The sequence below is a fragment of the Duganella sp. CT11-25 genome (genome assembly GCF_047302815.1).
Taxonomy (GTDB): domain Bacteria; phylum Pseudomonadota; class Gammaproteobacteria; order Burkholderiales; family Burkholderiaceae_D; genus Rugamonas.
In genome coordinates this window covers 4486384-4498412 of sequence record NZ_JBKBFD010000001.1, presented here as the reverse complement: position 1 = coordinate 4498412, position 12029 = coordinate 4486384, and the positions used below count along the sequence as shown (strand labels likewise).

The following is a 12029-nucleotide window of genomic DNA, read 5'->3' as shown; positions in this document are numbered from 1 at the left end:
ATCAACTTCTTCTTCGAGGTGCTGATCGGTGGCCTGCTGTCCGGCGTGATGTACGCGCTGGTGGCGATCGGCTTTGTGCTGATTTATAAGGCATCCGGCGTCTTCAACTTCGCGCAGGGCGCGATGGTGTTCTTCGCCGCGCTGACCTGCGTCGGCATCATCGACAACTTCGGCGTCTCGCTGTGGGTGGCGATCCCCATCACCATCGTGGTCATGATCGCGCTGGGGCTGGCGATCGAGCGCGTGGTGCTGCGGCCGCTGGTCAACCAGCCGGAGATCACGCTGTTCATGGCCACCATCGGCCTGGCCTTCTTCATCGAAGGACTGGCGCAACTGGTGTGGGGCTCGCAGGTGCACAAGCTGGAACTGCCGATCGAGGACGTGCCGTCGGAATACCTGATGAACAAGTTCAATATCCTGGTCTCGCAATTCGACATCATGGCGGCCGCCGTCTGCGGCCTGCTGGTGACCACGCTGGCCCTGCTGTTCTCGCGCACCAAGGTCGGCCGCGCTCTGCGCGCGGTGGCGGACGATCACCAGGCCGCGCTGGCCGTCGGCATACCGCTGCAGCGTATCTGGGCCGTGTTGTGGGCCGTGGCCGGATTGGTCGCGCTGGTCGCCGGCCTGCTGTGGGGCGCGCGCAACGGCGTGCAGTTCGCGCTGACCTTCGTGGCATTGAAAGCGCTGCCGGTGCTGATCCTCGGCGGCTTCACCTCGATGCCGGGCGCGATCGTCGGCGGCCTGATTATCGGCGCCTCGGAAAAGCTGGCCGAGGTGTATATCGGCCCGCTGGTCGGCGGCGGCATCGAGGGCTGGTTCCCGTATGTGCTGGCCCTGTTGTTCCTGCTGGTGCGGCCGGAAGGCCTGTTCGGCGAAAAAATCATCCGCAGAATCTGAGAGGCCACAATGCTCTACCGCGAAGCAGGACAATTCAAAACCAGCTATCAGGCCGACAGCCAGATCTTCCCCATCCTGCAGGACCGGCTGGCGCTGTTCGCGCTGCTGGCGGTGGCCGTGGTGATCGTGCCGCTGTTCGCGTCGCCGTACACGCTGTCGGCGATCCTGATCCCCTTCCTGATTTTCTCGCTGGCCGCGCTGGGCCTCAACATCCTGACCGGGTATGCGGGGCAGCTGTCGCTGGGCACCGCAGCCTTCATGGCGGTGGGCGCGTTCGCGGCGTATAACTTCCTTGCCCGCCTGCCCGGCCTGCCCGTGCTGCTGGCCTTCGTGCTGGGCGGCTTGAGCGCGGCGGCGGTCGGCATCGCCTTCGGCCTGCCGTCGCTGCGCATACGCGGCTTCTACCTGGCAGCATCGACGCTGGCCACGCAGTTCTTCGTGGTCTGGTGCCTGACCAAGATCCCCTACCTGACCAACTACAGCACATCGGGCGTCATCACCGCACAAAAGATCGTCATCCTCGGCTATTCCTTCGATACGCCGGACCGCAAGTACCTGCTGGTGCTGGCCGTGGTGGCGGTGATGTCGCTGCTGGCCAAGAACATGATCCGCTCCAACGTCGGCCGTTCCTGGATGGCGGTGCGCGACATGGACGTGGCGGCCGAAGTGATCGGCTTCCGCCTGATGCGCACCAAGCTGCTGGCCTTCGCGGTCAGCTCCTTCTACTGCGGCGTGGCCGGTGCGCTGTATGCCTATGCCTACCTCGGCACCGTCGAGCCGGAAGCCTACAACCTCGACCTGTCGTTCCGCATCCTGTTCATGGTGATCATCGGCGGTGTCGGCTCGGTGCTCGGTTCCTTCCTCGGCGCGGCCTTCATCGTGCTGCTGCCGGTGTTCCTCAACATCCTGGCGCACAGCCTGTCGCTGCCGACCAGCGTCGCGTCCAACCTGGAGTTGATGGTGTTCGGCGCCCTGATTATATTTTTCCTGATCGTCGAGCCTCACGGCTTGGCGCGCTTGTGGCAAATCGGTAAAGAGAAATTGCGTCTGTGGCCTTTCCCGCACTGAACGCATAACAATAACCTGGAGGAGAAGACAATGAAGCGTATCGCATCTGTTGTAGTCGCACTCACACTCACGTTGACAAGCGCCGGCGCAGCCTGGGCGCAGCCGGCCGCCGAACAATACATCGCCCTGCCCTCCTACCGCGTCGGCCCTTATGCGGCGGGCGGTTCCGGCTTCTACGGCGGCATCATAGATTACTTCAACCTGGTCAACCTGTCGGGCGGCGTCAACGGCGTCAAGATCAGCTGGGAGGAATGCGAAACCGAATACAACCCGTCGCGCGGCGTCGAATGCTACGAGCGCCTGAAGACCAAGAACGGCGGCGCCACGCTGGTCGAGCCGCTGTCCACCGGCGTCGCCTACGGCGTGCTGGATCGCCTGGCCACCGACAAGATCCCGATGACGATGATCGGCTACGGCCGCTCGGACGCCGCCAACGGCAAGGTCTTCCCGTATGTGTTCCCGCTGATTACCAGCTACTGGAACCAGGCCGCCGCGATGATCAAATACCTCGGCGATAAAAACGGCGGCATGGACAAACTCAAGGGCAAGAAGATCGTCCACCTGTACCATGATTCGGCCTTCGGCAAGGAACCCTTGCCGGTGCTGGAGGCGCTGTCCAAGCAGTACGGCTTCGACCTGATCAAGATTCCCGTCACGCCGCCGGGCACCGAACAGCAATCGCAATGGCTGCAGATCCGCCAGGCCAATCCGGATCACGTGATCCTGTGGGGCTGGGGCGCGATGAACGCGGTCGCCATCAAGACGGCGCAGCGCAACGGCTTCCCGCGCGAGAAAATGCTGGGCGTCTGGTGGGCCGGCTCCGAGGAAGACACCGTGCCGGCCGGCGACGCCGCCAAGGGCTACAGCGCGATGACCTTCAACACGCCCGGCAACTACCCGGTGATGGACGAGATCCAGAAAAAACTCTACGACGCCGGCAAGGGCAACCTGGCCGACCGCAACCGCATCGGCTCCGTGTACCACATGCGCGGCGTCAGCGCCGGCATCCTGTGGGTGGAAGCGATCCGCACCGCGCAGGAGAAGTTCGGCAAGGGCAAACGCATCACCGGCGAGCAAATGCGCTGGGGCCTGGAGAACCTGAACGTCGACGAAGCACGCCAGAAAGCCATCGGCGCCTTCGGCATGCTGCCGACGGTGAAGACCAGCTGCGACGACCATGAAGGCTCGGGCGCCGTGAAGGTCCAGCAATGGGACGGCAAGAAGTGGAACGCCATCACGCCGGGCTGGATCGTCGGCGACAAGGCGCTGACCCGCAAGCTGCTGGAGGAAAGCTCCGCAGCCTATGCGGCCGAGAAAAAAATCACCCCGGCCTGCGCGAAATGACGGCACCCTATCTCTCCGTGAATAACGTGGAAGTGATCTACGACCACGTTATCCTCGTGCTCAAGGGCGTGTCGTTGCAGGTCCCGCAGGGGAAGATCGTGGCCCTGCTGGGCGCCAACGGCGCCGGCAAGTCCACCACCCTGAAGACCATCTCCACTTTGCTGCGTGGAGAGCGCGGCGACGTCACCAAGGGCGAAGTCCAGTTCAAGGGCGAGCGCATCGACCAGTTGACGCCGAATGAACTGGTCAGGCGCGGCCTGTCGCAGGTGATGGAGGGCCGCCACTGCTTCGGCCACCTGACCATCGAAGAAAACCTGCTGACCGGCGCCTACACCCGCAGCATTTCGCGGGCGGAGCTCAAGCAGTCGCTGGAAAAGGTCTACCACTACTTTCCGCGCCTGAGGGAGCGCCGTGGCAGCCAGGCCGGCTATACCTCCGGCGGCGAGCAGCAGATGTGCGCCATCGGCCGCGCGCTGATGGCCAAGCCGTCGATGATTTTGCTGGACGAGCCATCGATGGGCATCGCGCCGCAGATCGTCGACGAGATCTTCGGCATCGTCAAGGACTTGAACAGCAAGGAGAACGTCTCCTTCCTGCTGGCCGAGCAAAACACCAACGTCGCGCTGCGCTATGCGGACTTCGGCTACATCCTGGAAAACGGCCGCGTGGTGATGGAAGGCGCTGCGTCCGAACTGGCCAGCAACGAAGACGTCAAGGAGTTCTACCTCGGCGTTTCCGGCGCCGGCCGCAAAAGCTTCCGCGACATGAAATTTTACCGGCGCCGCAAGCGCTGGCTAGCATAGGACCGCAATGAATATTACGAAAGCCAAGGCCTTGTGCCGCTCCTTCCCCGGCGCCACCGAAGACACCAAGTGGGGCGCCGACCTGGTGTTCTCGGTCGGCGAGAAAATGTTCGCCGTCACGGAGCTCGACGACAAAGCCAAGGGCATCAGCTTCAAGGTCGACGATGACCGCTTCCTGGAACTGACCGACCGCCCCGGCATCATCCCCGCGCCCTACCTGGCGCGCGCCAAATGGGTGTACATCGAAGACCTGAAGTCCATCAGCGACGCCGAAGCGGGCGCGCTGCTGAAACGCTCTTATGAACTGGTGTTCGCCAAGCTGACCAAGAAGCTGCAACGCGAAATACAAGGATAGCCATATGGCCGATACCCTCGATAGCCTGGAAACGCGCCCACCGGAACAGCGCGAACGCGAACTGATGGCGCGCCTGCCACAACTGGTGGCGCGCGCCAAGGCAGCCGCCGGCTGGTCGCGCATCCTGCACAATGTGAACGCCGCCGATATCCACAGCCGCGCCGCGCTGGCCACGCTGCCGGTCACGCGCAAGTCCGAGCTGCATGCGCTGCAAAAGCAGCAAGCACCGTTCGGCGGCTTGAACACCACGCCGGTCGGCCAGCTGGCGCGGGTGTTCATGTCGCCCGGCCCGATCTTCGATCCCGAGGGTCGAGGCCAGGACTGGTGGCGTTTCGCGCGGCCGATGTACGCGGCCGGCGTGCGTTCCGGCGGCCTGTTGCAGAACTGCTTCTCCTATCACTTCACGCCGGCGGCCTTCATGGTCGAAGGCGGCGCCGCGCGCATCGGCTGCGCGGTGATCCCGGCCGGCAGCGGCCAGACCGAAATGCAGGTGCAGGCCATCAGCGCGCTGCGGCCGGACACCTATGTCGGCACGCCGTCCTTCCTGAAGATCATCATCGAGAAGGCGCAGGAAATGGGCGCCGACATCGGCAGCATCAAGCACGCCATGCTGGGCGCGGAGGCGCTGCCCGAATCACTGCGCGAGTGGTTCGCCGCGCACGGCGTGCCGCTGGCGCTGCAGATGTACGCCTCGGCCGATATCGGCAGCATCGCCTACGAAACCAGCAGCGGCGGCGTGCGCGTGCCCGGCATGGTGCTCGATGAAGACGTGATCCTGGAGATCGTCCGCCCCGGCAGCGGCGATCCCGTGCCCGAAGGCGAAATCGGCGAAGTCGTCGTCACCGTCTTCAACCCGGACTATCCGCTGATCCGCTTCGCCACCGGCGATCTGTCGGCAATCCTGACCGATGCGCCGGCCTCGCCGTGCGGCCGCACCAACACCCGCATCAAGGGCTGGATGGGCCGCGCCGACCAGACCACCAAGGTGCGCGCCATGTTCGTGCATCCGTCGCAGGTGCACGAGGTCACGCGCCGCCATCCGGAAATCGTCAAGGCGCGGCTGGTGGTCTCCGGCAGCATGGCGCAGGACGTGATGACGCTGCACTGCGAAGTGGCCGATCCGGCCGGCGCCGGCAACGGCGCCGCCATCGTCGAGTCGATACGCGAGCTGACCAAGCTGCGCGGCGAGGTCAGGTTTGCCGCCATCGGCAGCCTGCCCAGCGACGGCAAGGTGATCGACGACGTCCGCGACTATAAGTAGAACGACGGTAGATTGTGGCGTAAACCCAACGACGAGCGGCAGCATGGGATATGGCGGATAATAGCGGTCTTCCCACCTGTTTTTAGAAGACGCAGAAGATCATGCAAGACTTCCACCACAACCGCGCCCGCGCCCTGCTGGAGAACGCGGAACAGCTGTTCAGCAAAGAGACCGTCGACAGCGCCGTCACCGCGATGGCCGACACCCTCAACACCCGCTTCAACCGTCCCGACAGCGAGGAATTCCCGCTGGTGCTGGGCGTGATGGGCGGCGCCGTGGTCTTCACCGGCAACCTGCTGCCGCAGCTGACCTTCCCGCTTGAATTCGACTACATCCACGTCAGCCGCTATGGCGATGACGACCAGGGCGGACAAGTGGTGTGGAAAGTGGTGCCGCGCTCGAACGTGGCCGGCCGCACCGTCATCGTGCTGGACGACATCCTCGACGAAGGCGAAACGCTGGCCCACGTCAAGCAGCGCCTGCTGGACATGGGCGCATCCGAAGTGATCCTTGCCGTCTTCGCCGACAAGGCGATCGGCAAGGCCAAGCCGGTCAAGGCCGACATCGTCGGCATCACGATCCCCAACCGCTTCGTGGTCGGCTTCGGCATGGACGCCTACGGCTACTGGCGCAACCTGCCCGGCCTGTGGGCGATCCAGACCGAGAGCTAAGCGGCCACCGCCAGCACCACCTTGCCGAAGGGGCTGGCGGTGAGCCGGTCCAGCGCCTGGCTGGCCTGGTTTAATTCGAACACCGAATCCAGCACCGGATGCAGGCGGTGCTGTTCCATGAAGCGGTTCATGCGCTCGAACATCGCGCGCGAGCCGGTCTCGACGCCGCGCACGCGCAGGTTCTTGTTCATCACCGTATAGATATCGAGCGGATTGGTCTGCTCCTGCACCACACCGATGATGGCCACCGTGCCCTCGAACGCGGCGGCGCGCGCCGACTGCCGCAGCGAATCGTTCAAGCCCATGTCCAGCACCAGTTGCGCGCCGGCGCCGCCGGTCAGCGCCAGCACTTCGGCGTCCCACTCCGGCATGATGCTGGAATTGATCGCCGCCGCCGCGCCCAGCCGCAAGGCCTTGCGCAGCTTGTCCTCCGAGCGCGACACCACGATCACCTTTGCCCCCAGCGCCGCCGCAAACTGGATCGCGAACACCGCCACGCCGCCCGTCGTCTGCACCACCACCGTGTCGCCGGCCTTGACCGTGCCCAGCTCCGCCACCGCATGCCACGCGGTCAGCGCGGCGACCGGCAGTGTGGCGGCCTCGGTGTCGGACAGATGCGCCGGCGCGGCCACCAGCTCGTCCTGATCGGCGTGGATTTTCTCGGCCAGCACGCCGTCGCGGTCCGCGCTGCCGGGCGAGCCGGCCAGGCCGGCGGCGGTCAGCGGACCGTCTATCCAGTTGGGCAGCACGGTGCTCAGCACGCGGTCGCCAACCTTGAAGCGCGTGACCGCGCCGCCGGTTGCCTCGACCACGCCCACCGCATCGGTCAGCGGAATGCGATCGGCGATGGCGGCGCGGTGCCGGTTGCCGCGCACGAAGTACAGGTCGCGGAAATTCAACGCCGCCGCGCGCACGGCAATCCTCACTTCCGTCGGGTCCAGCGGCCGGATTGCTTGCCGGCGCGGCAGCAGGCCACCCAGCCCATCGGTGCGAAAAACAGTGTAATCCATATGTCCTCCCAAAAAACCCAGTATCGATCTGCGCTAAAAATTAAACAATTAGCCTAAAATGCAAAGGCTTGTTGATCTGAACGCAACGAAGGAGGACGGCGATGGAAATGCTGAAGGAAATGGCGATCTTCGCCCAGGTGGTCGACAGCGGCGGCTTTTCGGCGGCTGCGCGGCATCTCGGCATCACCACCTCCGCCGTCAGCCGCCACGTGTCGCGGCTGGAGGCGCACCTGGGCGGCCGCCTGCTGTTGCGCACCACCCGCGCCCTGTCGATGACGGAACTGGGAGAACAGGTGCACACGGCCTGCGTCCGCATGCTCAGCACCGCGCGCGAGGTGCATGCGATGGCCGGCAGCTACAGCGCGCGGCCGAACGGCGTGATCCGCGTCAGCGCGCCGGTGGTGTTCGGGCAAACCTGGCTGGCGCCGCGGCTGCCCGGTTTTCTCGATGCCTATCCAGAAGTCGATGTACGCCTGACGCTGGTCGACCGCACCGTCGACCTGGCAGAAGATGGCATCGACCTGGCGATCCGCATCGCCCGCGAGCTGGCGCCCGGGCTGGCGGCGCGGCCGCTGTGCGCGATGCGCTATGTCCTGATCGCGTCGCCGGACTATCTGGCCCGGCACGGCGCGCCTGCCGCGCCCGGCGATCTGCCGTCGCACCGCTGCTGCTATCTGGGCTATGGCCGCTTCGGCGGCGAATGGACGCTGACGCGCGGCGCCGAACGGCTCGGCGTCACGATCCCGGCGCGGCTGACCATCAACAACAGCGCCGCCATCGTGGGCATGGTGGAGGCAGGCGGCGGCATCGGCCTGGTGCCGGATTTCGCCGCGCGCGACGCGCTGGCGGCAGGCCGCGTGCGGCAGGTGCTGCCGGACTGGGAATTCGACGAGCCTTACACCGGCAGCGTGCACGCGGTGTACACGCCCGGCCGCCATGTCGCGCTCAAAGTTCGCGCGCTGATCGATTATCTGGTGCAGAATTAATCACATGCTCAATTCGATACTGTCCTGGTTATTTTTGCTCGCCATCGGCCAGGGCATCCTGCTGACGATATCGCTGCTCAGCGGCCGCCAGCCCGAGATGCGGGCCGCCAATCGGCTGCTGTCGGCGTTGCTGCTCATTTTTTCAGCAATCCTCGGCCATACCTGGCTTGGACTCAACCACCTGTATCCGCAGTATCCGCACAGCGCGCTGTCCATCGCCACGCTGGGATTCGCCGTCGGGCCATTGCTCTATCTTTACCTGCACGCGATGCTGTCCGACCAGCCGCTGGGCCGCCGCGCGTTGCTGCATTTTGTGCCGTTCGCCGTCGCCACGCTGGCGATGATGCCGTTCTACCTGCGCTCGGCCGACGAAAAACTGGCATGGATGCGCCAGTGGAACGGGTGGCCCTGGTATCTGACGCTGGCCGGCCTGGCCAAGCTGGCGATCCTGCTGTTCTACATTCGCGCCAGCTACCGGCTGATGCGCCGCGTGCCGGCGGATTCGGACCTGGTGCACGACTTGCGGCGGCTGATGCGGATCTGGATGGTCAGCGCCGCACTGAGCGTCGTCGCGCTGGCGATGTCGATCGCGGATGCGGAACGGCCGGTGTCCGGCGATGCGGTCGATGGCATCGCCCTGATGCTGTTCGTATTCGGCACCGCCTTCACCGCGATGCGGCTGCCGCTGGGCTACCGTCCTCGAACACTGCCGCCGCCATCGCCGCCCAGGCCACGCTACGCCGGCAACCAGTTATCCACAGCCGACCGCGATGCCTTCCTGGTCCGGCTGACCGCCTGCATGGAGCACGACCGGCCGTATCGCAACGGCGAATTGAAGCTGGAAGAACTGGCCGCGCAGGTGGCGATGACACCGCACGAACTGTCGCGGCTGATCAACGAACACTGCGGCGCCAATTTTGCCGATTACCTGAACCGCTACCGCGTCGAGACGCTCAAAAACGCCCTGCATGACCCCGGACAGGCCAGCGCCAGCATCCTCGACCTGGCGCTGGCGGCTGGATTTAACAGTAAAAGCGCGATGAACCGCGCATTTAAGAAGCAAACCGGCCTGACGCCGGGCGAGTTTCGCAGCCAGGCCGACACCGCCGCGTAGCGCGTGCCAAATCATCATTTGGGGCGCAATACAGTGCTCCCGGCGACAAACTGGACTCCTCACAACACGGAGCCCAGCATGAAATTAAACCGTCTTATCGCTAGCCTTTCCCTTTTGATCTGCGCCCAGGCCACGGCCGGCCAGCAGACCTGGATCACCAACGTCAAGCTGGTGTCGCCGGAAAAACTGGACCGCATCGAGGCCGGCAGCGTCCTGGTTGAAGACGGCCGCATCGTCCGCGTGGAGCGCGGCGCCCGCGCGGCAATGCCCACAGGCGCACGCCGCGTCGACGGCAAAGGCGGCTACCTGACGCCCGGCCTGATCGACTCGCACGTCCACCTGTTCGCCGTTCCCGGCATGAGCTTCGAGCAGGCCGACAAAATGCAGGTCATGGCCAACGCTTACTTCGCGCAGATGCCGCGATCCTTCCTCTACTACGGCTACACCACGGTCATCGATCTGGCCGCCGGCAGCCGCGAATTCATCGACAAGGTCAAACAGTCGCCGCTGCACCCGGACGTCTACGATTGCGGCGCGCCGCTGGTGTTCGCCAACGGCTATCCGTCCTCGTACGCGCCGCCGGAAACGCGCTTCGAGATGTTTTCCAACTTTATCTACGATCCGGCGCAGGCCGACAAGATCCCCGCCAGGTACAGGCCGGAGGACTACACCCCGGCCAAGGGCGTGGCGCGGGTCAAGGCGGATGGCGCCATCTGCGTCAAGACGCACTACGAGCACGGCTTCGGCAACCAGCGCAACCTGCCGGTGATGAGCCCCGCCGTGTATGCGGATGTGCGTAAGGCGGCGAGCGAAGAAGGCCTGGTGCTGGTCACGCACGGCAATTCCTTCGAGGCGCAGACCTTCGCCGTCAACGGCGGCGTCGACGTGCTGGCCCACGGTATGTGGCACTGGGGTGAGCTGAATAAGGAAAAGGAACTGCCGGCCGCAATCAAGCAGCTGCTCGACAAAATCGTCGAGCGCAACATCGGCTACCAGCCGACCATGCAGGTGCTTTACGGCCTGCGCGCCTATGTCGATCCCACGTATCTGAACCATCCGGCGCTGGCCAAGCTATTGCCGCCGTCCATGCTGGCCTGGCTCAAGACGCCGGAAGGCAACTGGTTCAAGCAGGAAGTCACCGAAGACGAAACCGACGAGGCGGTGCGGCAAGGCATGGAAGCGCCGCTGCGCCGCCAGCGCCAGGTGGTTGCCTATTTAGCGGGCAAGGACGCGAATTTCGTCTTCGGCACGGATACGCCGTCGTCGCCCACCTACGGCAACGTGCCTGGCCTGAACGGCTATCTGGAGATGCGGAACCTGCACAGCGCCGGCATGTCGCTGGCGCAGATCTTCAAGGCCGCGACCATCAACAACGCGCGCACCTTCAAGCTGGATGCGGATCTGGGAACGATAGAAGCGGGCAAGGTCGCCAATCTGGTGCTGATGAAGACCTCGCCGCTGGCCGACATCCGCGCCTACGACAGCGTGGAGACGGTATGGGTGCGCGGCAAACAGGCTGCACGCGGCAGCCTGGCGGCCGGCAAATAGATTACAGGCCCAGACGAGCGCGCGCGACGTCGTATTCGCCCTTCAGGCGGGCCACCATGTCGGCGGTGGTCGGGATGTCGTCCATCAGGCCGACGCCCTGGCCCGCGCCCCAGATGTCGCGCCAGGCCTTGGCGCTGCTGGAGCCGAAGTTCATCGCGGTCTTGTCGGCCTGCGGCAGCGCGTCCGGATCCAGGCCGGCGGCCACGATGGACTTCTTCAGGTAGTTGCCATGCACGCCGGTGAACAGGTTCGAGTACACGATGTCGGCGGCGGCCGATTCCACGATCGCCTCGCGGTAGTCGTCGCTGACGTTCGATTCCTGCGTCGCCAGCCAGCGCGAGCCGATGTAGGCGAAGTCCGCGCCCATGGCCTGCGCCGCCAGGATGGCGTCGCCGGTGGCGATCGAGCCGGACAGCGCGATCGGGCCCTTGAAGAACTTGCGCACCTCGCCCACCAGCGCGAACGGCGACAGGGTGCCGGCATGGCCGCCGGCGCCGCTGGCCACCAGGATCAGGCCATCGACGCCCGCTTCCAGCGCTTTTTGCGCGTGGCGGATCGAGATCACGTCGTGCATGACGATGCCGCCATAGCTGTGGATCGCGTCCAGCATTTCCTTCGGCGGCGCGCGCAGCGAGGAGATGATGATCGGGACCTGGTGCTTGACGCAGACGTCGACGTCATGCGCGAGGCGGTCGTTCGACTGGTGCACGATCTGGTTGACGGCGATCGGGCCGACGCGCTTGCCGGGATTGGCGGCCTGGAAATCGGCCAGTTCCTTTTGCAGGTCGGTCAGCCAGACATCCAGCAGTTCCGCCGGACGCGCGTTCAGCGCCGGGAAGGAGCCGACGATGCCGGCCTTGCACTGCGCCGCCACCAGGGCCGGGCCGCTGGCGATGAACATCGGGGATGCAATGACTGGGAGTGAAAGATTTTGCAACGCTGCAGGCAGGGCCATGGCGAACTCGCTGTCGG

Annotated in this window: 12 protein-coding genes; 10 read left to right on the top strand and 2 right to left on the bottom strand. The window is 65.0% G+C overall.

Annotation, left to right across the window (positions count from 1 at the left end; genetic code table 11):
• From ACEN9F_RS19285 to ACEN9F_RS19255, 7 genes are all read left to right on the top strand, one after another.
• Window positions 1-897, top strand: coding sequence for a branched-chain amino acid ABC transporter permease (locus ACEN9F_RS19285; protein WP_413427105.1), 897 nt, complete (start codon window positions 1-3; stop codon window positions 895-897).
• A gap of 9 nt (window positions 898-906) precedes the next feature.
• Window positions 907-1965: a branched-chain amino acid ABC transporter permease gene (locus ACEN9F_RS19280; protein ID WP_413422358.1), complete on the top strand. Its 1059-nt coding sequence runs from the start codon at window positions 907-909 to the stop codon at window positions 1963-1965.
• A 30-nt stretch (window positions 1966-1995) separates the two neighbouring features.
• Complete coding sequence (locus ACEN9F_RS19275) at window positions 1996-3309, top strand: ABC transporter substrate-binding protein (RefSeq protein ID WP_413422356.1); 1314 nt, start codon at window positions 1996-1998, stop codon at window positions 3307-3309.
• A complete protein-coding gene (locus tag ACEN9F_RS19270) occupies window positions 3306-4112 on the top strand; it encodes an ABC transporter ATP-binding protein (RefSeq protein WP_413422354.1) in 807 nt (268 codons plus the stop codon). Before ACEN9F_RS19275 ends, ACEN9F_RS19270 begins: the two co-directional genes overlap by 4 nt.
• A 7-nt stretch (window positions 4113-4119) precedes the next feature.
• Window positions 4120-4467 (top strand): MmcQ/YjbR family DNA-binding protein, encoded by a 348-nt coding sequence (locus tag ACEN9F_RS19265; protein ID WP_413422352.1) that lies wholly within the window; start codon window positions 4120-4122, stop codon window positions 4465-4467.
• Between the two features lie 4 nt (window positions 4468-4471).
• Window positions 4472-5728, top strand: a complete 1257-nt coding sequence (locus ACEN9F_RS19260) for a phenylacetate--CoA ligase family protein (protein WP_413422350.1) — start codon at window positions 4472-4474, stop codon at window positions 5726-5728.
• A gap of 101 nt (window positions 5729-5829) precedes the next feature.
• Complete coding sequence (locus ACEN9F_RS19255) at window positions 5830-6399, top strand: hypoxanthine-guanine phosphoribosyltransferase (RefSeq protein ID WP_413422348.1); 570 nt, start codon at window positions 5830-5832, stop codon at window positions 6397-6399.
• Here the strand turns inward: ACEN9F_RS19255 and ACEN9F_RS19250 are convergent.
• On the bottom strand, window positions 6396-7409 hold the full coding sequence (locus ACEN9F_RS19250; protein ID WP_413422346.1) for a zinc-dependent alcohol dehydrogenase family protein: 1014 nt from the start codon (window positions 7407-7409) through the stop codon (window positions 6396-6398). The two genes, ACEN9F_RS19255 and ACEN9F_RS19250, sit on opposite strands and share 4 nt — an antisense overlap.
• 101 nt (window positions 7410-7510) lie before the next feature.
• Here ACEN9F_RS19250 and ACEN9F_RS19245 point away from each other — a divergent pair, with 101 nt between their 5' ends.
• The 3 genes from ACEN9F_RS19245 (at window position 7511) to ACEN9F_RS19235 (ending at window position 11057) form a co-directional block, all read left to right on the top strand.
• Entirely contained in the window at window positions 7511-8395 is an 885-nt protein-coding gene (locus ACEN9F_RS19245) for a LysR family transcriptional regulator (RefSeq protein WP_413422344.1), read from the top strand.
• A gap of 4 nt (window positions 8396-8399) precedes the next feature.
• On the top strand, window positions 8400-9509 hold the full coding sequence (locus ACEN9F_RS19240) for a helix-turn-helix domain-containing protein (RefSeq protein ID WP_413422342.1): 1110 nt from the start codon (window positions 8400-8402) through the stop codon (window positions 9507-9509).
• Between the two features lie 78 nt (window positions 9510-9587).
• The gene (locus ACEN9F_RS19235; protein WP_413422340.1) at window positions 9588-11057 is read left to right on the top strand and encodes an amidohydrolase family protein; all 1470 of its coding nucleotides are present in this window, start codon (window positions 9588-9590) and stop codon (window positions 11055-11057) included.
• A gap of 1 nt (window position 11058) precedes the next feature.
• Here ACEN9F_RS19235 and ACEN9F_RS19230 read toward each other — a convergent pair whose 3' ends face one another.
• Complete coding sequence (locus tag ACEN9F_RS19230) at window positions 11059-12012, bottom strand: NAD(P)H-dependent flavin oxidoreductase (RefSeq protein WP_413422338.1); 954 nt, start codon at window positions 12010-12012, stop codon at window positions 11059-11061.
• Window positions 12013-12029: the final 17 nt, after the last annotated feature.

Excerpts from the sequence above, each read along its gene's own strand:
- ACEN9F_RS19235 (WP_413422340.1), top strand. The coding sequence starts at position 9,588 with ATGAAATTAAACCGTCTTATCGCTAGCCTTTCCCTTTTGATCTGCGCC.
- ACEN9F_RS19265 (WP_413422352.1), top strand. The coding sequence starts at position 4,120 with ATGAATATTACGAAAGCCAAGGCCTTGTGCCGCTCCTTCCCCGGCGCC.
- ACEN9F_RS19255 (WP_413422348.1), top strand. The coding sequence starts at position 5,830 with ATGCAAGACTTCCACCACAACCGCGCCCGCGCCCTGCTGGAGAACGCG.
- ACEN9F_RS19245 (WP_413422344.1), top strand. The coding sequence starts at position 7,511 with ATGGAAATGCTGAAGGAAATGGCGATCTTCGCCCAGGTGGTCGACAGC.
- ACEN9F_RS19240 (WP_413422342.1), top strand. The coding sequence starts at position 8,400 with ATGCTCAATTCGATACTGTCCTGGTTATTTTTGCTCGCCATCGGCCAG.
- ACEN9F_RS19260 (WP_413422350.1), top strand. The coding sequence starts at position 4,472 with ATGGCCGATACCCTCGATAGCCTGGAAACGCGCCCACCGGAACAGCGC.
- ACEN9F_RS19270 (WP_413422354.1), top strand. The coding sequence starts at position 3,306 with ATGACGGCACCCTATCTCTCCGTGAATAACGTGGAAGTGATCTACGAC.
- ACEN9F_RS19230 (WP_413422338.1), bottom strand. The coding sequence starts at position 12,012 with ATGGCCCTGCCTGCAGCGTTGCAAAATCTTTCACTCCCAGTCATTGCA.
- ACEN9F_RS19275 (WP_413422356.1), top strand. The coding sequence starts at position 1,996 with ATGAAGCGTATCGCATCTGTTGTAGTCGCACTCACACTCACGTTGACA.
- ACEN9F_RS19280 (WP_413422358.1), top strand. The coding sequence starts at position 907 with ATGCTCTACCGCGAAGCAGGACAATTCAAAACCAGCTATCAGGCCGAC.
- ACEN9F_RS19250 (WP_413422346.1), bottom strand. The coding sequence starts at position 7,409 with ATGGATTACACTGTTTTTCGCACCGATGGGCTGGGTGGCCTGCTGCCG.